This is a genomic window from Nesterenkonia sedimenti, assembly GCF_012641515.1.
Taxonomy (GTDB): domain Bacteria; phylum Actinomycetota; class Actinomycetes; order Actinomycetales; family Micrococcaceae; genus Nesterenkonia; species Nesterenkonia sedimenti.
In genome coordinates this window covers 484,365-505,099 of record NZ_JABAHY010000001.1, presented here as the reverse complement: position 1 = coordinate 505,099, position 20,735 = coordinate 484,365, and the positions used below count along the sequence as shown (strand labels likewise).

At 64.1% G+C, this 20,735-nt stretch carries 17 protein-coding genes; 7 read left to right on the top strand and 10 right to left on the bottom strand.

Features of this window, described 5'->3' with window-relative positions:
• Positions 1-51: 51 nt before the first annotated feature.
• Positions 52-1,407, top strand: a complete 1,356-nt coding sequence (locus HGQ17_RS02485) for an HNH endonuclease signature motif containing protein (protein ID WP_168886359.1) — start codon at positions 52-54, stop codon at positions 1,405-1,407.
• Here HGQ17_RS02485 and HGQ17_RS02480 read toward each other — a convergent pair.
• From HGQ17_RS02480 to HGQ17_RS02465, 4 genes are read right to left on the bottom strand one after another with little or no spacing between them, the layout of a single operon-like run.
• Positions 1,370-1,876, bottom strand: coding sequence for a methylated-DNA--[protein]-cysteine S-methyltransferase (locus HGQ17_RS02480; RefSeq protein WP_168886358.1), 507 nt, complete (start codon positions 1,874-1,876; stop codon positions 1,370-1,372). The genes HGQ17_RS02485 and HGQ17_RS02480 overlap by 38 nt on opposite strands.
• Entirely contained in the window at positions 1,873-3,459 is a 1,587-nt protein-coding gene (locus HGQ17_RS02475; RefSeq protein ID WP_168886357.1) for a DNA-3-methyladenine glycosylase 2 family protein, read from the bottom strand. Before HGQ17_RS02475 ends, HGQ17_RS02480 begins: the two co-directional genes overlap by 4 nt.
• A 56-nt stretch (positions 3,460-3,515) precedes the next feature.
• A complete protein-coding gene (locus HGQ17_RS02470; RefSeq protein ID WP_168886356.1) occupies positions 3,516-4,166 on the bottom strand; it encodes a pentapeptide repeat-containing protein in 651 nt (216 codons plus the stop codon).
• Complete coding sequence (locus tag HGQ17_RS02465) at positions 4,166-4,870, bottom strand: maleylpyruvate isomerase family mycothiol-dependent enzyme (protein ID WP_168886355.1); 705 nt, start codon at positions 4,868-4,870, stop codon at positions 4,166-4,168. Before HGQ17_RS02465 ends, HGQ17_RS02470 begins: the two co-directional genes overlap by 1 nt.
• A gap of 116 nt (positions 4,871-4,986) precedes the next feature.
• Here HGQ17_RS02465 and HGQ17_RS15650 point away from each other — a divergent pair, with 116 nt between their 5' ends.
• Positions 4,987-5,358 (top strand): ATP-binding cassette domain-containing protein, encoded by a 372-nt coding sequence (locus HGQ17_RS15650; RefSeq protein WP_168886354.1) that lies wholly within the window; start codon positions 4,987-4,989, stop codon positions 5,356-5,358.
• 50 nt (positions 5,359-5,408) lie between these two features.
• On the top strand, positions 5,409-9,011 hold the full coding sequence (mfd, locus tag HGQ17_RS02455; RefSeq protein ID WP_168886353.1) for a transcription-repair coupling factor: 3,603 nt from the start codon (positions 5,409-5,411) through the stop codon (positions 9,009-9,011).
• A gap of 21 nt (positions 9,012-9,032) precedes the next feature.
• On the opposite strand, the gene HGQ17_RS02450 is transcribed toward mfd, so the two are convergent.
• The 5 genes from HGQ17_RS02450 to HGQ17_RS02430 are packed head-to-tail and all read right to left on the bottom strand — an operon-like array spanning position 9,033 to position 14,272.
• Positions 9,033-9,371: a hypothetical protein gene (locus HGQ17_RS02450; RefSeq protein ID WP_168886352.1), complete on the bottom strand. Its 339-nt coding sequence runs from the start codon at positions 9,369-9,371 to the stop codon at positions 9,033-9,035.
• A 39-nt stretch (positions 9,372-9,410) separates the two neighbouring features.
• Positions 9,411-10,106: a deoxyribose-phosphate aldolase gene (gene deoC, locus HGQ17_RS02445; protein ID WP_168886351.1), complete on the bottom strand. Its 696-nt coding sequence runs from the start codon at positions 10,104-10,106 to the stop codon at positions 9,411-9,413.
• Positions 10,107-10,138: 32 nt separating this feature from the next.
• Complete coding sequence (locus HGQ17_RS02440; protein WP_168886350.1) at positions 10,139-11,986, bottom strand: phospho-sugar mutase; 1,848 nt, start codon at positions 11,984-11,986, stop codon at positions 10,139-10,141.
• 2 nt (positions 11,987-11,988) lie between these two features.
• The gene (locus tag HGQ17_RS02435) at positions 11,989-12,813 is read right to left on the bottom strand and encodes a purine-nucleoside phosphorylase (RefSeq protein WP_168886349.1); all 825 of its coding nucleotides are present in this window, start codon (positions 12,811-12,813) and stop codon (positions 11,989-11,991) included.
• 10 nt (positions 12,814-12,823) lie between these two features.
• Complete coding sequence (locus tag HGQ17_RS02430) at positions 12,824-14,272, bottom strand: NAD(P)H-quinone dehydrogenase (protein WP_168886348.1); 1,449 nt, start codon at positions 14,270-14,272, stop codon at positions 12,824-12,826.
• A gap of 173 nt (positions 14,273-14,445) precedes the next feature.
• On the opposite strand from HGQ17_RS02430, the gene HGQ17_RS02425 reads away from it, so the two are divergent.
• Positions 14,446-15,396, top strand: coding sequence for a hypothetical protein (locus HGQ17_RS02425; RefSeq protein ID WP_168886347.1), 951 nt, complete (start codon positions 14,446-14,448; stop codon positions 15,394-15,396).
• Positions 15,389-16,648: an aminoglycoside phosphotransferase/kinase family protein gene (locus tag HGQ17_RS02420; protein ID WP_168886346.1), complete on the top strand. Its 1,260-nt coding sequence runs from the start codon at positions 15,389-15,391 to the stop codon at positions 16,646-16,648. Before HGQ17_RS02425 ends, HGQ17_RS02420 begins: the two co-directional genes overlap by 8 nt.
• On the opposite strand, the gene HGQ17_RS02415 is transcribed toward HGQ17_RS02420, so the two are convergent.
• Positions 16,602-18,392: a hypothetical protein gene (locus HGQ17_RS02415; RefSeq protein ID WP_168886345.1), complete on the bottom strand. Its 1,791-nt coding sequence runs from the start codon at positions 18,390-18,392 to the stop codon at positions 16,602-16,604. The genes HGQ17_RS02420 and HGQ17_RS02415 overlap by 47 nt on opposite strands.
• Before the next feature lie 35 nt (positions 18,393-18,427).
• On the opposite strand from HGQ17_RS02415, the gene HGQ17_RS02410 reads away from it, so the two are divergent.
• Positions 18,428-19,423, top strand: a complete 996-nt coding sequence (locus HGQ17_RS02410) for a glycine betaine ABC transporter substrate-binding protein (RefSeq protein ID WP_168886344.1) — start codon at positions 18,428-18,430, stop codon at positions 19,421-19,423.
• Positions 19,424-19,468: 45 nt separating this feature from the next.
• Positions 19,469-20,713: a pyridoxal phosphate-dependent aminotransferase gene (locus tag HGQ17_RS02405; protein WP_168886471.1), complete on the top strand. Its 1,245-nt coding sequence runs from the start codon at positions 19,469-19,471 to the stop codon at positions 20,711-20,713.
• Positions 20,714-20,735: the final 22 nt, after the last annotated feature.

Below are 20,735 nucleotides of genomic sequence, written 5' to 3'. Positions count from 1 at the left end.
CGGATCAGAAGGAATATCGGCATGTCCGGGCCCCTGGTTAGTGTGGCAAGTATGAAAGATAAACAGCGGCAGAACCGGCCCAAAGTGCCGGAGCGTGTGGCCTCTCTTATGGTTGAGCCACAGCTTGCCGCTGCTTGGAATACAGGTGTTGAATTCCGGCGTCGCTGTGCTGAGCAGGTCGCTCAATTATTGGCCTACTGGGAGCACTGCAGTAAGGAAGCTGAGAAGGAGAATGCCTTTGCGCAACTGGTTGCCGAGCAAGCAGCAGTCAAAGACGCCTCCTTCATCCTGGAGATGAGTGAATACACCGCCGCCGGCCTGCTCACCGAGGCGAAACTCATCCGCGACACAATGCCCATCTTCTGGGGACTCTTCACCTCCGGTGCCGTGGACCGGGAAAAACTCTGTACTCTCGGATCAGCCATCAGACCCATCGAAGACCGCCCCGACCTCCTGGAAATCCTGGACACAGATGTAGCCGAGATCGCCCCAGGGAAGACCCCTGCGGAACTCAAGCGCTGGCTGAAACGTAAAATCCCCACACTGGATATCGAACTCTTCGAAGCCCAGGTCGAGAAAGCCGTCCAAGACCGGTACGTGAGCGTCCGCCACGGTGAAGACGGTGTCAGCCTCATTCAAGCTCTGCTGCCCACCCCAGAAGCAGAGGCCATTGCCAAGAAACTCCGTGCAGCAGCCCGATCCATGGACCGGGCCAGACCCAAAGACTGTGAAGTTCCGCCGCCACCGGCTGCTGCAGAGACCCTGACCGACCCCTTGGCTCCCCACCAGCCCGTGGCAGAACCCCCATCGCGGGATATCGACCACGACGGTCGCTATCAGGGCCACGACCCTCTGCTCTATGGTGATCAGACCGATGAGCGAACCCTGCAGCAGCGAGAGGCCGACCTCTTCAGCGCCTGGCTGCGAGACGGGCACTGCTATGGCGTGCCCATTTCGGCAAAGATCTGCGTGATGGTCCCAGAGGAAACCCTGACCGGAGAATCCAATGAGCCGGCCATCGGCGCCGATAGGTCATGGGTCCTCCCCGCCCCAGAGTTCCGAAAGCTAGCTGCGGACCCCGCCGCCGAACACCAGTGGTACACCGCAGGAACACGACCCAACCCCAAAGAAGCAGAACGAGACATCCTCAGCGTCGTCTACAACGGCCGGTTCCCACCGGACAGCCTCCGCGATGCCATCATCTTCCGAGACGGAACATGTCAGGCACCCGGATGCGTGGTCTCGGCCGAACGCAGCGATCTCGACCACCAAATCCCCTTCGAGCGGGCTGGGGCAACCACCGCCTCAAACCTCTGGGCACTGTGCAGACGCCACCACAAGATGAAGTCCCATGGCTACCTTGAGGTGCCTAAGAGCGCGACTCCCGTTTCAACAGGCTTTCCTTGATCCGCAATCCATAGCGGAACCCACCCAGGGAGCCGCCTGTCCGGATCACCCGATGACACGGCACGAACAGGGCAGCAGCATTCTTCGCGCAGGCCCCTGCCGCCGCACGTACAGCACCCGGGTTCCCCGACCGTGCGGCATACTCCGCATACGTATCTGGAGCTCCCGGCTCGACCTCACGCAGCACCTCCCAAGCATGCTGCCGAAACGGCCCCGACTGCTGATGCACTGCAACGCGCATCGGAGCCCAGTGGTCGCCGTCGTAATAGACGGTCACTGCATCCTGCGCCTCCGCCAAGACCCGGGGGCCCTCTGAATCCACTGCTGTGCCCCGCAGGGATGGGTGGACCAGCGAGATGAGGAGGTCGACATCCTCGGTCCACCCCGAGGCTAATACCGCCGATTCATCGGTCACAATGCTGAAGGCCCCATCAGGGGTATCCATCTGGGAGGTATACAGACTTGTCATGGGTGAGGTCCTTCCTTCTGGGCAGATGCAGCAGCCCATAGGTGCATAGCGGCATAGGACCGCCAGGGCGACCAGCGGTTGGCAGTCTCAGCAAGTTCCCGGTGGGCAGCCGCCTTGAGGAGGTCATCTGGGATCAGGCCCAGCTTCTTGGCACCGGCGATCAGTGCAACATCTCCGGTCATCCACACATCGGGATCCCCGAGCAGGCGCAGCGACAGATAAGCAGCCGTCCACTCACCGATACCCGGCATTGATTTCAACTCTTCACGCATCGCAGCAGGCTCACGACCACTGTGCATATCCAACTGCCCCTCCACCAGGGCTGCGCATGCGGTCCTGATTGTCTTCACCGACCGTGCCGGCAGCCTCAGCGGCCGCTGGGGGTCAGGGGTTTGCCCCGAAACAGGCTCCGGCACACCCGCCAGGATCTCAGCGGGGGAGGGGAACAGCCTGCTCAGCCCCGCAATCCTGGACTCATAAGGCGTCCCCAAGAGCCCCGCCAGACGGCAGAGATGAGCCCGGGCCGCTGAGACCGAGATCTGCTGACCGACAATAGCCCGGACCAGATACTCCTGAGGCTCAACTGTGCCTGGCAGCCGGATTCCTCGAACCGCGGATACTCGCGGCTGCAGGACAGGGTCCTCGGACAGGGCGGAATCAATCCCGAGCGGATCAGCATCGAGGTCCAGGAGCCTGCGCGCGGCAGCCACTGCGGAGGGCACATCGGCCAGGGAACTGAGCTCACAGGACAGCCGGGGCAGCCACTCTCCCTCCACCAGCTGCGCGGTGACCTCCAACGCTCCAGGCCCCTGTGGCAGGTGTACGGTCCGAGCAAAACGTAGATAGCGCGCTCTGAGCTCTGCGGCCTCCACTCCATCTATCGCCCGCTCGGCCAGGAAGCGGAAAACCCCGGGAGCATCAAAGGGCTGCCGGACGGGCAAGTCCAGAGTCAAGACCAGAGGAGTATCCGGGGCCTGCTGCGCAGTGACCTCAAGGTGCTGGGTGCGGCTGCGGATCTGTGAGGGAGAGCAGTCGAAGACCTCACGGACGGTGGCATTGAACTGGCGCACCGAGGAGAACCCCGCGGCGAAAGCCACATCCGATACTGACAGCTCCGTGGTGCTCAATAAGGCCCGGGCGGTATGCGCCCGCTGTGCCCGAGCCAGTGCCAGGGGACCGGCACCCAATTCCGCGCGCAGAATCCGGTGCAGGTGCCTGCTGGTGTAGCCCAATCGTGTGCTCAGCGCCTCGACCCCGCCCTGGTTCATCACACCCTCACGGATCAGCCGCATGGCCCGGCCGGCGAGATCCTGGCGAAGATTCCACTCCGGGGAGCCTGGGGTCGCATCGGGCAGACACCGTTTGCACGCGCGGTAGCCGGCCTCATGGGCAGCCGCCGAGGTGGTGTAGAAAGTGACATTCTCCGGTTTCGGGGTTCGCGCCGGACAGGAGGGTCGGCAGTAGATACCGGTGGTTGAGACCGCCAAGAACAGCTGGCCATCAAACCGGGGATCTCGAGACTTCACAGCACGATACCGCCGGGTGAAATCCGGATCCTCGGTCAGTGCCGCCTGTGCCTGCATACTCCCATCCCACCGCCTGCCCGGTGGCTTGTCCAGCGGAAATCGGACATTGCCTTTTAGATGTCCTCCAGAACGGTCAGCCCCAGATGCTCAGCGAGACTCGGGGCCAGTTCGCTCAGCTGCATCGGACTGATCACAGCACCTCGAAGCGAATCAATACCGATAATCCTGCTCAGCTCGGCGCCGGTGAGATCAACATGGGCGAAACTGGCCTGTGTCGCTGCAAAGGTCTCCACCTGACAGCCGATGAACTGCACCCGCTTGGCGCTGCAGCCGGCGAGATCAAGTTCCCCGATAGTGCAGTTTTCGAAGACGACATCGGACAGCTTGGCCCCACGGAGATTCACCAGGTCCAATTTAGAGCCCTGGATATGCACCGAATCCAGGACACCGTCATAGAGGTCAGCAGCACCAATCCGGGAGCCGGTCAGCAGTACATCCCGCCAGGAGGAGCGAGGAGCTGACAGATGCGGGGCATTCAACCCGCGGATCCAAGTCTCAGCAATGGTCACCGCCGAGAGATCAGAATCCATGACATAGAGGTTCTGCAGTGAGCATTCAACAAAGCTGCCCCCGCTGATGTCCTCACCGACCAACTCCTGACCCTCGAAGCTCAGCCCCTCGGCCTCGCCTAGCAGCTCACTGCTGGTGCCAGGCACCAGATGCCTGGGCTCACGCAGGTCCAACTGGGGGCGGTGGAGGGCCATCAGGGCACCAATGCTTGAGCAACGAGATCGGCAGCTCGCTGATCCCCGTAAGTATCGTCCCAGGGGAGTCGGTGCCAGAGCAGAAGCAGAAGCTCCGCGGCTGGTCCCTCTAAGACAGCCTCCTCCGGGGCCTCGCCGATCACCACGAGCTCAGCCTCGAGATCGGTCGCTGATATTGCGAGGCTCACCGGCAGTGGATCCACCCGGCCGGCGCGGAGCATACGCGGATACATGACATCGCGGATCTCGGCGATGCCGTCAAAGGCCAGGGCTTTGTCGAACTCTGTCTGTTGGCTCAGGGCAGAGCGGGCATCCCAGAGATGCACCAAGGTCTCATGTACCTGCCGACGCTGCCAGAACAAGGCCGTGCGCTGCTCCTTCACCAGTGTCCAGCAGGGTGCATGGGGACCTGCCTCGGCCAGGGCATGCCGCAGATTCTCCGCTATGCCGGCATACCAGGGCGCCAATGGACCCTTGGGATTATCCTGTGGCCGATCGCGGGGATCCGCCCCGGCCAGGATCTGAGTGGCCCACAGATGCGTCCGTCCCACGTGAATCGCCAGCTCTTGCAGATCCCACCCCGGGCAGGCAGCAACTGGGGTGCTCAGGGCGTCGTGGTTCTCTGCTGAGGCGATAACCGCCCGAAACTGTTCAGTGGCCGAGGCCAGCTCATCCAACCACGGCCGTCCAGTGGGAGAGATCACGTTGTGGAGCATACCCCGCATCCACCGATCGGTGGATATGTGACTCAGCCGAAGGGCTGTCCAGTTCCACCCAGATCGTCGATGTGCCCTCGTGCTGGGAGCGACAGTCTGGATATATGACGATCCTCAACATCAAAAACCTCACCAAACGCTATGGCGGGCACACGGCCGTGGACGATGTGAGCTTCAGCGCGAGCAAAGGCGAGATCTTCGGCATCCTCGGACCGAACGGTGCTGGAAAGACCACCACAGTCGAGTGCATCTCCGGGCTGCGGAGCCCCGACAGCGGCTCCGTCACCGTCTGCGGACTGGACCCCCAGCGCAACCCATCGGACCTCTCAGGGCTGACCAATCGAGAAACAGCTAAAGAACTGTTCATCAGTGAGGCCACAGTGAAGACCCATCTCATACATGCCTATACAAAGCTCGGGGTCAAGGACCGCGCTGCAGCAGTTGCCGCAGCCTACTCCCAGGGTTATCTCCGGTAATGTAGGGGAGGTCTATTTTCTCCCCTTCAGTTCTGTGGTGAGGTGTTCTTGTGTCTCTGAAAGGTCTGCGAGCCGCATTGGCGGAGGCGTCGTCGTATGCCCGAGTGGCATCTGCGGCGGGCCACCCTGCAGCTGAACGCACCGATGAGGTGCAGATCGCTGCTACCTCGGGGCTGCGCGGTGCGCTGCTGGCCGAGATCACCGAGAACCTGCGCAAACACCACAGTCAGGCCGTCACCCTGGCGATCACCGCAACCGATCGCGAAGCCGATGAGCTGGAATCAGCGCTCAGCTGCTACGCCCCACAGGCACGGGTCGGACACTTCCCCTCCTGGGAGACCCTCCCGCATGAACGGCTCTCCCCACGCTCGGATACAGTCGGGCGCCGGCTGGGAATCCTGCGGCAGCTGGCCCATCCTGAAGATGCCGGTGGACTCGATATCGTCGTCGCCCCCATCCGGGCGGTCATCCAGCCGCTGGTCGAAGGTCTCGGTGACCTCGAACCGGTCAGCCTGTCCACCGGTGAGTTCTACGAATTCGATGAGGTCGTCACCCGACTGGCCGCAGCCGCCTACTCCCGGGTGGATATGGTCACCCGGCGCGGCGAGTTCGCCGTCCGTGGCGGCATCCTCGATGTCTTCCCACCCAATGAGACCCATCCGGTACGTGTGGAGTTCTTCGGTGACGAGGTCGAACAGATGCGGCACTTCGCCGTGGCCGACCAGCTCTCCATCGAGACCGATGATGCCCCCACCACCGTTCACGCCGTACCCTGCCGCGAACTGCTGATCACCGATGAGATCGCCGCCAAGGCCAAAGAGCTGATGGCCACCATGCCCCATGCGGTGGACATGCTGGAGAAGATCAGCCAGCACCAGGCCGTGGAAGGGATGGAATCCCTGGCCCCCGTGCTGGCCGAGCGGATGGTCCCGCTGGTCTCCCAACTGCCCGAAGGCTCCCTGGCCGTGGTGGTGGAACCCGAGAAGGTCCGCACCCGCGCCCATGACCTGGCCGCCACCAATGAGGAGTTCCTCGCCGCCGCCTGGCAGGCAAGCTCCGACGGCGCCTCAGCCCCTATCGATGTCACCGCGCAGGAAAAATCCTCCCTGGAATCCGGGGCCTTCGCGTCCCTGACCGAAACCCGCGAATCCTCCCTGGAGAACGGCACCGGCTGGTGGTCGATCACCTCCCTGGGCCTGGACGAGGACCTCGAACAGGATGCCGATATCATCTCCATCGACTCCCGGGAACCCATCGGGTACCGGGGATCAGTGGAACAGGTCATGGAATTCCTCGCCCAGCGCGCTGCCGATAAGTGGTCCGTTGTGGTCACCACCGCCGGCTCCGGCTCAGCCATCCGCGTGGGTGAACTGCTCGAAGAGCACAACGTCCCCCACGAGCTGGCAGAAACCCTCGACGACGCCCCGGCCGCCGGGAAGATCACCGTCACCACTGCCAATGTGGCCGAGGGCTTCGGGGTGGACTCCCTGCAACTCGCCCTGCTGACCGAATCCGAGATGCTGGGCCGCTCCATCCGGCAGGACTCCCGGGCCGGGAAGAAACGCGCCACCCGCCGGAAGAAGAACCCCGTGGACCCGCTCTCCCTGGCCAAGGGGGACTATGTGGTCCACGAACAGCACGGCATCGGCCAGTTCGTCGAACTCATCCAGCGTCCGGTGGGATCCCCGCAGTCCATCCGCGCCGGGACCGCCGGAATGCGCGAATACATGGTCCTGGAATACGCCTCCTCCAAACGCGGGGCACCCAAGGACCGGCTGATGATCCCCACCGACCAGCTGGACCAGGTCTCCCAGTACGTCGGCGGGGATGCCCCCAAACTCTCCAAAATGGGCGGCTCCGACTGGGCAGCCACCAAACGCAAAGCCCGTAAAGCGGTCAAGGAGATCGCCGCCGAGCTCATCCGGCTCTATGCGGCCCGGATGGCATCCCGCGGCCACTCCTACCAGACCGACACCCCCTGGCAGTCCGAGCTCGAGGACGCCTTCCCCTATGTGGAGACCCCCGACCAGCTCTCGGCCATGGACGAGGTCAAACGGGATATGGAAGCCGAGGTCCCCATGGACCGGCTCATCTCCGGGGATGTGGGCTTCGGCAAAACCGAAATCGCCATCCGGGCAGCCTTCAAAGCAGTCCAGGACGGCAAACAGGTTGCGGTCCTGGTGCCCACCACACTGCTGGTCTCCCAGCACTATGAGACCTTCACCGAACGCTATGCCGGATTCCCCGTCCGAGTCCGGGCGCTCTCCCGGTTCCAGACCGCCAAGGAGTCCAAGGATGTCCTCAACGGTCTCAAAGAGGGGACTATCGACGTCGTCATCGGAACCCACCGTCTGCTGAGCAAAGAGGTTCAGTTCAAGGACCTCGGCCTGGTGATCATCGACGAGGAGCAGCGCTTCGGCGTCGAGCACAAGGAACAGCTGAAGAAGATGCGGACCAATGTGGATGTGCTGGCCATGACCGCCACCCCCATCCCCAGGACCCTGGAGATGTCCCTGGCCGGGATCCGGGAGACCTCCGAGCTGAACACCCCACCGGAGGAGCGCCACCCGGTGCTCACCTATGTGGGCCCCTATACCGATAAACAGATCTCGGCTGCCATCCGGCGCGAGCTCATGCGAGAAGGCCAAGTCTTCTACGTGCACAACCGAGTCGCCGATATCGATAGGGTCGCCGCACGGGTGCGTGAACTGGTCCCCGAGGCCCGGGTGGAGGTCGCCCACGGCCAGATGGGGGAGACCCAGCTGGAACGCATCGTCAACGACTTCTGGGAACGCCGCTTCGATGTGCTGGTCTCAACCACCATCATCGAAACCGGCCTCGATATCTCCAACGCCAATACCCTGATCGTGGACAAGGCCAGTGCCTTCGGGCTCTCCCAGCTGCACCAGCTGCGTGGACGAGTCGGCCGGTCCCGGGAACGGGCCTATGCCTACTTTCTGTACCCCGCGGAGAAACCCCTGGGCGAGGACGCCCTGGAACGGCTCAAAGCGGTCGCAGCGCATAACGAACTCGGCGCCGGATTTCAGCTGGCCAAAAAGGACCTCCAGCTCCGGGGAGCCGGAAACCTCCTGGGCGGAGAACAGTCCGGACATATCGAAGGAGTCGGCTTCGATCTCTATCTGCGGATGGTCGGCGAGGCTGTGGCGGACTACCGGGGCGAGGAGGACACCCACCCCGAGGAGGTCAAGATCGAACTGCCGATCAACGCTCACCTCCCGGCCGAATACGTGCCCAGTGAACCCCTCCGCCTGGAGGGCTACCGGAAGCTGGCCGCAGCCGATACCGATGAGAAGGTCGATGAGGTCGTGGCTGAGTGGAGTGACCGCTACGGCGAACTGCCCGAACCGGTGAAGAACCTCGTGGAAGTCTCCAGGTTCCGCAACCGCATGCGGGCAGTGGGCATCACCGATGTCGGAGTTCAGGGCAAGTTCATCCGGTTCGGTCCGGTCGAAGAGCTGGCCGAATCACGTCAGCTGCGCATGGAGCGGATGTACAGCGGGCAACATAAGGCTGCGATGAAACAGGTGCTGCTGACTAAGCCCACCACCAAGAAGATCGGCGGGGAGGACCTCACTGACGGGCCACTGCTGGAATGGTTGGGCCAGGTCTACGAGGCCCTGTTCAAGCAGTAGGCCCCGTCAGGGGCGAAACGCTCAGTAACGGGACTGGGCGGTGGCTTTGCGCTCACCGCGGGGAGCCTGGGACTCCGCCTCACGGGAGTTCATGGCGTCCAGGGGCTCGCCGTGCTCACCGTGGAGGTCCTGCTGATCCAGTGTGTCGGAGCGGCCGATGACCTCCTTGGCCACCAGGAAAGCGCCGGTGTACAGACCCAGGAAGGCCAGGCCGGGCCACCAAGCGTTATCCAGATCCCAGAAGTTCAGAATCACCATCGAGCCCAGAAGCAGGCCGAATACAAACAGGAAAGCAACGAAGTTGCCGAGAAAACGGCCCTGACCGGAGTAGGCCTTGACATTGCCCTGAGCGTCAATCATGTGATCCCTCTATAAAGTCGTACGGACTGCAGCGGCGAGTCAGTAACCGCCGTCTGAGCTTGGATTTCCTACCCCCACAATATCAAGTGAGGAGCTTGCTCCGATGCGGGTGGCACCGGCGTTGATCACCGCCACCGCATCCTGGTAGGTACGCACGCCTCCTGAGGCTTTGATGCCCAAGCGGCCGCCTACCTCCTGATGCATCAGGGCGATGTCCTCCACAGTGGCCCCACCGCCGGCGAAACCGGTGGAGGTCTTCACGAAATCGGCACCGGCGGCCTCTGCTGCCTGGCAGACCAGCCGCTTGGCCTCCTCGCTGAGCAGGGCGGTCTCCAGGATCACCTTCAGAATCGCCCCACCGGCATGGGTGGCGGCAGCAATGGCAGCGATCTGACCCTGGACGGCATCAGCGGCCAGGGTATTGGCATCGGCGATATCGACGACCATATCGATCTCATCGGCGCCCTCGGCTATGGCCTCCTGGGCTTCGGTGACCTTCTGTGCGGTCGTCGTCGCCCCCAATGGGAAGCCCACCACAGTGCAGGTGCGCACCCCGGTGCCGGCCAGCTGCTCAGCAGTCAGAGAGACCCACTTCGGGTTGATGCAGACCGAGGCGAAACGGTGCTCCACAGCCTCATTGATGACCCGGCGCACCGTGGGCTCATCGGTATCGGGTTTGAGCACCGTATGGTCGATCATCCCGGCGATCTCCGCCGGTGTGGGCGCAGTGGTCATCAGCGCAGTGTCCTTTTCGTCGGTTGTGGTGATCAGGCGAGGATATTCTGCATTGCGGCACGGAGATCGCTGAGGGTCGACTCCGCAGTTTCACGGGCTGCTGCCACCGCATTCGGTGCAGCCGAGGCCGGTTCGGCAACAGCCTCCAGATAGCATTTGACCTTCGGCTCAGTGCCCGAGGGCCGTACGATCACCCGGTGACCGCCGGCAGTCAGGAAGATCAGCGCATCAGTGGACTTCGCCTCGGTGAACTCCTTACCCGGCAGTCCAGCAGTGGAGAGGTCCAGAGAATCCACGACGACGTCGCCTGCGATCTCCGTCGGTGGGTTCTTCCGCAGGGCCGCAGTGATCTGCCCCAGCTGAGAGAGATCATCAACCCGGATGGTCAGCTGACCGGTGACATGCACCCCGGCCTCCGCGGCGATCTCATCCAGGGCTCCGATAGCAGTCTTGCCCTTGGCCTTCAGATCGGCCATGAGCTCGCTGAAGATCAGCGCAGCCGAGACCCCATCCTTATCCCGGACATGGACGGGATCGACATCGAAGCCGATGGCCTCCTCATAGCCGAAGACCAGATTCGGCACTCGAGCCAACCATTTGAACCCGGTCAGTGTTTCCTCATGCCCGACGCCGCGGCCGGCGGCCAGTTTGCCCAGCAGGCGGGAGGAGACCACGGAATTGCCGATTACTGGGGTTGTGTCACCTGGCTGGTTCTGCCAGCCGGTGCGCAGCGGACCGCGCTCGATGATATGCCGGCCCAGCAGGGCGCCGATCTCATCACCGGAGAGCTGACGCCAGTCATCGGCGGCGGCGTCATAGACCGCAGCTGAGAGCCGGTCAGCATCGGGGTCATTGGCCAGTACGAGGTCGGCGTCATGCTCCCGGGCGGTCCGCAGCGCCAGTTCCAGGGCCCCAGCTTCCTCGGGGTTCGGGAAATCCGCGGTGGGGAATGCCGGATCCGGTGCGAACTGCTCCTCGACCGGGATAACATCGGCGAAGCCTGCCGCATAGAGCAGATCGGTCGCCGCCGCACCGCCGACACCATGCATCGCGGTATAGACGATGCTGAGATCTCGATGCGGATAGCTCTGCGGGTCCAGCAGCTGCAGGGCCTCACGCTGGTAGCTCTGGCGGGCATCCTCACCGATGATCTGAACACCCGAGGGGGTCGGCACCTCCGGAGCGGGAACCGCCGCCGGGGCGGGGGCATCGGGAGCGAAATCCTCGGCCACCACCTCAGCGATAGTGGCTGCGATCTCCTTATCCACCGGGGAGACGATCTGGGCACCCACGCCCAGCCCATCGGGCTCAAGGAACCGGGAGAGCTCCCCGCCGAGGTAGACCTTATAACCGTTGTCCCGGGGCGGATTGTGACTGGCGGTGACCATCACTCCGACCTCGGCATCCTGGACCAGCACCTGTCGGGCCAGCAGGGGAGTGGGGCCGGGGCGGTCGAAGAGATGGACCGCCCAGCCGGCATCGCGGAAGATCTCCGCAGTCTCATAGGCGAACTCATCGGACTGGTACCTGGCGTCGAATCCGATCACGATCCGGCGTGCGCCAGCAGCCTGAACATCCTGGGGATTGTCCACCTTCGCGGTGGCCCCCTCCAACGTCGCAGTGGCGTATTTCAGCAGTCCCACAGCAGTCTGGCGAACCACCAGACGATTCATCCGCAGCGGACCAGGCCCCAGCTCCGCGCGCAGGCCCGCGGTGCCGAAGGCCAGACGACCGGCGAAAAGCCGCTCCAAGGTGTCATAGGCATTCTGCTCACCGGAGCGAGCATCAGAGAGCAGTTCGCTGAGCTCGGCACGGGTACTGGGATCGGGATCCAGATCGATCCAGCGCTGGACAGTGCTCAGCAGATCGGTATGCGACATTCTCAGCTCTCCTCTGCTGTGCGCTTGATGACCCCGGCCAGCAGCCCGGCGATCCGCGGGGCAGCGGCCTGGCCTGCCTCGATGACCTCCTGATGGGACAGCGGCTCAGGTGAGATCCCGGCGGCGAGATTGGTCACCAGTGAGATCCCGAAGACCTCCATCCCGGCGGCCCGGGCGGCGATTGCCTCTAAAGCGGTGGACATGCCCACCAGATCGGCGCCGATGGTCTTGAGGTACCGGATCTCTGCGGGGCTCTCATAATGCGGTCCCGGCAGCTGGGCGTAGACACCCTCATCCAGGCTGGGGTCGATCTCCCGGGCCAGCTCGCGCAGCCTGGGGGAGTAGAGATCGGTGAGATCCACGAAATGCGCCCCGGTCAGTGGCGATGCCGCGGTGAGATTGATGTGATCGGAGATCAGCACCGGGGTGCCGGGCGCCCAGTCCCGGTTCAGCCCGCCGCAGCCATTGGTCAGGAACACCTGCTTAGCCCCGGTGGCAGAGGCTGTGCGCACCCCATGGGCGACGGCTTCAACGCCACGGCCCTCGTAGTAATGGGTGCGGGCACCGATGACCAGCACATATTTGTCCTGACAGCGGATGACTTTCAGGACCCCGCTGTGCCCGGGGACCGGGGAGGTGTGGAATCCCGGGATGGTCTCGGCAGGGATCTCGGCGATCTGCTCGCCGATCTGGCCAGCGGCCTCACCCCAGCCGGAGCCGAGAGTGCAGGCGATATCGATCCGGTCCACGCCGGCGGCTGAGAGCAGGGCTTCTGCGGCCTGCTGAGCCTGCTGATTGGGTGCGGAGGCAGGGTCCTTGGTGCTCATGCCAGTAAGATTACTCGTCCGTCGGCTCCATCACATGCAGGTGCAGCCGCCGCGCCGCCTCGGCCACCGAACCGGTCAGTGAGGGATAGACGGTGAAGGTGGAGGCGACATCGTCCACATGGAGTTTATGAGTCACCGCCAGGGCCAGTGAGTAGATCAGCTCAGAGGCACGCGGGGCGACGACGACGGCGCCGATCACCGTGCCGGAGCCGCGGCGGGCAAAGATTTTGACGAAACCTTCGCGGATATTCATCATCTTCGCCCGCGGGTTGGTGGTCAGATTCAGCTTCACCACATCGGCCTGGTACTTCCCGGAGTCCACCTGGGCCTGGGTGACGCCCACAGTGGCGATCTCCGGGGAGGTGAAGACATTGGATGCCACCCGGTGCAGCTGCAGGGGTTTGACCGCCCCGCCCTGCATATGGGCCACGGCAATCCGGCCCTGCATGGCCGCCACAGAGGCCAGCGGAAGCATCCCGGTGCAGTCGCCGGCGGCATAGATATTGGTGGCGGTGGTGCGGGAGACAGTATCGACCCGGATATGACCGGACTGGGTGGTCTCCACACCGCATTCCTCGAGGCCGAGATCGCCGGTATTGGGCACCCCGCCCACTGCCATCAGGCAGTGTGAGCCGTTCAGAACACGGCCATCACTGAGGGTGACCCGCACCCCGTTCTCGGTGCGTTCGGCGGATTCGGCCCGGGCCCGGGCGGCGACTTTGACCCCCACTCGTTTGAAGGAGTTCTCCAGCACGGTGGCCGCATCGGCGTCCTCGCCGGGCAGCACCTGGTCACGGGAAGAGACCAGGGTGACCTCTGCGCCCAGGCGGCGGTAGGCGGAGGCGAACTCCGCGCCGGTGACACCGGAGCCGACCACGATCATATGTTCGGGCACCTCGGTGAGGTTATAGGCCTGGGTCCAGTTCAGGATCCGCTCGCCATCGGGCTTTGCCGAGGGCAGCTCGCGGGGATGGGCGCCGGTGGCCAGGATGACCGCATCGGCCTCGACCCGGAAGGTCTCACCGGCGGAATCGGTGACATCAACATGATGCGGCGGGGCCAGTCGCCCCCGCCCGGAGATGATCTTGACCCCGATGGCCTCCAGGGAGGCGTGGATGTCCTGGGACTGGGTCTTCGCCAGCTTCAGCAGACGCTCATTGACCCGACCGAAATCCGCCCAGGCCTCAGTCTCATATTTATCGCCTCCGCCTTCGCCGAAGCGGACTCCAAAGGCAGTGGAGGCATTGACCCGCCGCATGGCATCGGCCGTGGCGATCAGAGTCTTGGAGGGCACCACATCGGTCAGCACCGCTGAACCGCCCAGGCCCTTCTCCTCGATGATCGTGACCTCCGCCCCGGCATCCGCGGCGACCATGGCGGCCTCATATCCACCAGGTCCACCTCCGATAATCGCAACACGGTCCGGGGCAAAGCGTTTAGCGGGTGCGGAAGCAGTCATGACCTCCATTCTTGCCGACAATGGAACCCCATGTCACAGAGGTTCGTGTATATGTCGAAGCTGAGCCGGGAGCATCGGATACCCTAGAACAATCAGCGGCACCCCCGTCGAACCAGGACGGAGCCGAAGCAAGCATCAGCCATCGGGTTGATCGAGGGCAGGTGGAGACGTTCATGACGTTGGGCCTCTGGCTAACAACAGCCGGATTCGTCGACATGATCCCCACCCTGCCCATTCACTCTTCGGTCCTCATCGTTCTGGTCGCCGGGCTCTTCCTGGCGGCGCTGGTACTGAGAGCCCAACGGCTGCCTCAGAAGGCAGCAGACGCGCAGAAACCCGGTCTGAGCACGCGCCAGGCCCGGGCAGCACGCAGACGTGTACAGCAAGGGACAACTATGAGCACCGCTAGGAAAACGACACAAGCCAACGACGGCTTCCAGATCTACTGGGGGCGTACCTTCCTCGCAGTGGTCGGGCTCTTGGCGCTCATCGCCGCAGTCGGCGGCGCCCTGCTGGTCCCGTTCACCACCGCCATCACCTGGGCGGTTCCCCTGTGGAGCGGGGCCGTATTCCTCGCCGCTCTGGTGAGCCTGCAGGTCACTGCCGCAGTACGGCGCCGGCATAAGCGCCGCCAGCGGATCGAACGCGCCTTCCAGGAGGCCATCGAGACCCAGCCGGAACCCCAGCGCACCCCCGAGGCCGAGGCCCCGGCGCCGAAGAAGGCTCCCTTCGATGCGATGACCCAGGACCGTACCGGGGTCGGTGGACCCGATTCTCTGGTCCGCACCGATGAGGACGGACTGGCTGATAACCCCGAGCGGCTCTTCGGCTCCCAGGCCCCGAAGGTCGATGCCTCGCTGTTCGACCAGGGCGACAGTGCCGACAAGGGCGAGAAATGGGAGCCCCGCGAGGTGCCGCAGGCGAAGTACATGGTCGCCGAGAAGGCCGAACGCAGCACACCCGAGGTGCAGGTCGAGACCAGCCCCGCAGAAGCCGAGGAGTCCGCCGAGCAGGAGGCCGAGGCCAAACGGAGGAAGGAAGAGGTCAAACTCAAGCAGCCGGCTGCCGCACCGGCAGAGCCGTCCATGGACCTGGACGCGGTGCTCAGCCGACGCCGTGCCTGAGCAGCTCAAGGCTCAGCCGGTGGCCACCACCCAGGACGAGAATTCCCAGCTGAGCTATCTTCAACAGGCTGACCTCGTTCAGCCGCATATCGCCGCGGCCCTGCAGAGGACCTCCGGGATCACCGCTGAGGGTATCCACCTCGAATCGGTCCAGCACCGTCCCGGCGCCGGGGTCACCGGCATCTACCGTGTTGCCCTGCCCGGCGGAATCGATGAGGCCTATGTCGGCATCACCACCGAAAGGCTGCGCCACCGCTCGGAAACCGCGCTGAGCGCTGATTCGCCCCAGGGCCAGCTGACCCTCTGGCAGCATCCCTATGACCCCGCACTGCCGGGTCTGCAGCGGGCCACCGACCCCGCAGAGGTAGTCCGGATCTGGGGCGGGGGCCGCAGGCTGACCGGCCTGGAGACCATCAGCTACCGGCCCCTGCGGCGTGCGGTGATCGCAGCAGATTTCGACGACGGCGCCCGGGTCTATCTCAAGGTTCTGCGCACCGGTCGGGCTGAAGAGCTCGATGCCCGCCACCGGCTGCTGCTGGATGCTGGAATCCCCGCCCCGGTGCCGGTGAAAGAACCCGTCGACGACGTCGTCGCCCTGCATCAGGGGCAGGGCGTATCCCTGGCCGAATATTTCCTGGCCGATGGCGGTGCCACCGTCAGACCACAGGACTTTGTGGATCTGCTCGATGCCATGCCCGCAGATGTCATGGCTCTACCGGCCAGGGATGCGTGGACGGACCGGCTGCCGGCCTATGCCTCGGCGGCGGTGGCGGCCCTGCCGGACTGCCAACGCCGAATCCGGCGGTTGGAGGAGGAGATCCTGGCCGGAATTCCGGTCACCGACCGCGGGCCGGTTGTGCCCACCCACGGGGACTTCTACGAGGCCAATGTGCTCATCCGAGGCTCAAAGGTCTCCTGCCTGCTGGATGTGGACTCCCTGGGCCCGGGCCATCGGGTCGATGACCTCGCCTGCTTCCTGGGACACCTGGCAGTACTGCCGGCAGTGGACTCCCGGTATGTCCATGCCCCGGCCGGCTTCGACCGGTTCGCCCGGGTATTCGCTGAGGGAGTGGACCCCGAAAGCCTACGGATCCGGTCAGCCTCAGTGGCACTGTCCCTGGTGGCCGGAGCACGCGATGCCCGCCGCACCGGATGGGAACCGGCGGCCGAACACCGGCTGCGCTGCGCTGAGGTGCTGCTGGGGCTCACCCCTCCCGCTGGGGATCTTCCTCACTGGCCAGCTGTGCTTTAGCAGCCTCCAATTCGCCCTCCAGCTCAACGGCGGCATCCTCACCGCCGAGATCACGCAGGGCTTCTATCCGGCCCTCAAGAATGGTGATCAGCAGGGGTAAGGAAATCTCCCGGCTCTCGGCCGCCATCCGGAAGACCAGCTCGGCCTCCTTGGCCTGATTCGACTGCAGCAGAACAGTTGCCGCAAAGATCTCGGCATCGGCTGCAGCCTCCTCATCACCGGCCTCGGTGAAGAGATCCGCTGCCGCCAGGGCAGTGGAGACCGCCTCGCTTCCGCGGCCCAGCGCAGTCAGAGAACGCGCCTTGGTATCGGTGATATCCGCCTGCTGCCAATCTGTGCCGTGCTCATTGGCCACCGCAAGGGCCCGCTCCAGGTACTGCAGTCCCGCCTCCTCCTCATGACGGCAGAGCAGATGACCCAGTGAGTGCAGGGCCTGCAGCAGCATCAGGGGATCGGTGTCCTCACCCTGATCGGCTAGCTTTAGGCCCCGTTCATAGTGGTGCCGGGCGCTGTCCACCCGGTCCAGGGAGGCCGCCAAGGCCCCGGCGGCCAGATGCGCCCGGGCTGCCTCATCCAGCTCCTGGGCGGCCAGGAACTGTTGGGCAGCCTCATCCCAATGGGACATCGCCTCCAGGGGGCGTTTCTGCTGGGTCACGGCATGGCCCAGACCCATCAGGGCCCGGCCGCGGGTGGAATGCTCATCCTCGGCCCCGGCCAGCCGGAGGGACAGCGCATCGAGGACCTTCTCGGCTTCTGCGTGGTCCTCCATCTCCAAAAGCTGTTGCCCCAGAGCCAGGGAGAGCATCCGCGATTCCGGGAACTCACCGAGCTCTGCCTGCTGGACGGCCACCCGCCAGGCCAGCACGGCCACCTCGGACTGGTTCAGACTGGAGGTGATTCCGGCCAATAGGGCAGCCGCAGAGGCTGCTCCCTTGCGGACTGCACAGGCCGAGTAGAGCTCAGTGGACTGCATCGCATCGGCCACTGCCTCAGTGGGACGCTCGGCCTGGTGATGAATGGTGGCACGCAGCATCGACATCGCACCCCGGATGGCCCTGTTGGACTCCCCGGAGAGCACCTTATCTGCGGTGACCAGGGCGGCATCGGGGTCTTCGGTCAGCAATTGGGTATGAGCCAGGAACATCCGAGCCCCGGCCAGGGCCTGACGCCGGTCCAGCTGCTCCAGGATCTCGCAGGCCTCACCGATCAGCGGCAGGGCCGCATCCGGGCCCTCATCATGCAGCCGGCGCACCGCCAGAGAGGAGAGCACATCGGCGCGTTCAACACTGGGGCCTGAGCCGTCGTCGAGCTCCTCTGCCAACCGGGCGAGGATCTCGGCTTCGACCCGATCGGGCTCACGCAGCAGCATAGGACCCAGCCGGTCCTCGACATCGGCCTGGCGCATCCGGCCCAGCCGGCGCAGCAGATCGACCCGCTGCCGCAGGAACGGGGCCGAACGTTCAGACTCCCCACGCATCTCATAGACACCGGAGAGGATCCGCAGCAGCATCAGCCGGTTCTCGGGGTCCTTGGCCCCGGGGGCAGTCAGACCCTGCCGGGCAGCCTCGGCTGCGGCGGCGTAACGTTCCCCATAGGCTGCTTCATAGGCGAGGTCCACCCAGCCTCGGGCGGTCTCCGCTCGGGGCTGACTGGGCCCGGTACTACGCAGCAGCGATTGCAGCCGCCTATTCAGCGGCGCCGAGCCGGGGATCTCGACGGAGAGGTCAGCAGATTCGCCCTTCATCCCCCCTAGGGTAGCGCGGACGTAGAATATTCCTCATGACTTTTGCTCAACGGTCGGGTGCAGCTGTGCTCACAGCGGCCATGCTGATCACCGGCTGCTCGAGCCCACCACCACCTGCACCGGAGCCCACCGGCGATGATCTGGAGCAGGCCTGGCGGATCGCGGTGGGGGAGAACCAGCTAGATGCCACTATCGCTCAGGTCTACGCCATCGCGCTGAACTCCCATGAGGTGCCCACAGTGGTCACCGAGGCCGAGGAATCAGCCGTGGACCTCGCCGTCGCCCTGGCCCGCGGGCAACAGCTGGCCGAGGATGACTCCGAGGATCGGTACGAGATGGTTGTGGCTCGCACTATGCCGCTGGCCGAGGCCCTGGATCCCAGTGCGTATTCCGACACCATCACCGCCTCCGAGGTGGAGTACACCCCTGCGGCGTCCCCGGAGGAGCTGACCGAACTCATTGAGTCCCGGATGGATGCTGCCGAGCTGCTCGAACCCACAGCGGGGGTGCTGGGGCAGGGCTTCCACATCACCTCCATCACTGCTGAGGAGTTCGAACTCGGCGGAGAGGATGAGGATGCCGAGGACTTCGCTCCGCACTGCGGGGAGCTGCGGATGGGGCTGAACGAGGAGCTCACCGATGCCGCCGATCAGCTCGCCGAGGTCTATGACTGTGTGCCGGCCGAAATGCAGACCGGCTCCGAGGAGGAGCTGGTCCAGCTGCTGATCACCGCCGAGATCGATGCAGCCCTGATGACCCTGTCCCATCCGGCCGCGGCAGATCACTCCCTGATCACCTTCTCTGATGCCAGCCGGGGCTTCCCACAGGACCAGTACGCACCGGTGGTCTCCTCGGAGATCGCCGATGAAGTCCCTGAAGTCGTCGTCGAAATCTCTGAAGCCCTCGATGAGGACTCACTGCTGACCCTGCGCCGGCTGATCGAAGGGGAGAACGGCCTCTCCCCGGAGGATGCGGCGGTCTATTGGCTGGTCGAAGAGGGGCTGCTGGCCGAACCTGATGACTGGGGCTAACCATGAGGATTGTTGACAATCGCCTTAATGGGGCAGAATCTTGTCATGGAGGAATTCGAGGACTTCACTCAGGCGCATAAACTGCGCAATGTCCGCTATGACGTCCGCGGACCTATTGCCGTAGAAGCCGCCCGCCTGGAGCGGGCCGGCCACCGGATCACCAAGTTGAATATCGGCAATATGGCCCCCTTCGGATTCGAGGCCCCGGACTCGATCATGATGGACATGATCAAGCACCTCCCCACAGCCCAGGGCTACTCCGACTCCGCCGGTATCTACTCGGCGCGCACGGCCGTGGCGCAGTACTACCAGACCAAGGGGATGAAGGACGCCGCCGTTGAGGATGTCTATCTCGGCAATGGAGTCTCCGAACTGATCACGATCACCCTCCAAGCCCTGATCAACCCGGGGGACGAGATCCTGATCCCCGCCCCGGACTACCCCCTGTGGACTGGACTGACCTCCCTCTACCAGGGGATCCCGGTGCACTACATCTGCGATGAGCAGAACAACTGGTGGCCGGACCCCGAAGAGGTCGAGGCTAAGGTCACCGACCGGACCAAAGCCCTGGTGATCATTAACCCCAATAACCCCACCGGGGCGGTCTATCCGCGGGAGATCCTCGAGGCAATGGTGGATATCGCCCGGCGGCATAACCTCATGCTGCTGGCCGATGAGATCTACGAGAAGATCACCTACGACGACGCCGAGATGATCAACGCCTGCACTCTGGCCGAAGATGTCTTCACCATTACCTACTCCGGACTGTCCAAGACCTGGCGAGTCGCCGGCTACCGGTCCGGCTGGATGTACATCTCCGGGCCTAAGTACCGGGCCAAGAACTACCTCGAGGGCCTGCAGCTGATGTCGAACCTCCGCATGTGCCCCAATGTCCCCGGGCAGCATGCAGTCCAGACGGCCCTGGGCGGGTATCAGTCCATCGAGGAGTTCATCCAACCGGGCGGACGCCTCTATGAGCAGCGACAGGTCGCCTATGATCGTCTGCGCGAGATCGAAGGGGTGGAAGTCACCCAGATGGACGGGGCGATGTACCTCTTCCCACGCCTGGATCCGGGGATCTATCCCATCGAGAATGACGAGGCGTTCGTGATGGAACTGCTGCGTCAGCAGAAGATCCTGGTCTCCCACGGACGGGCCTTCAACTGGATCGATGACCAGCATTTCCGCCTGGTGACCCTGCCAGCAGTGGATGAGCTGGAGGAGGCCATCGACGGTATCGCGACCTTCCTAGCCGAGTACCGCGACGCATTCGCATCGGTGCCACGCTGAGCCACAGTGATGGTGCATGATT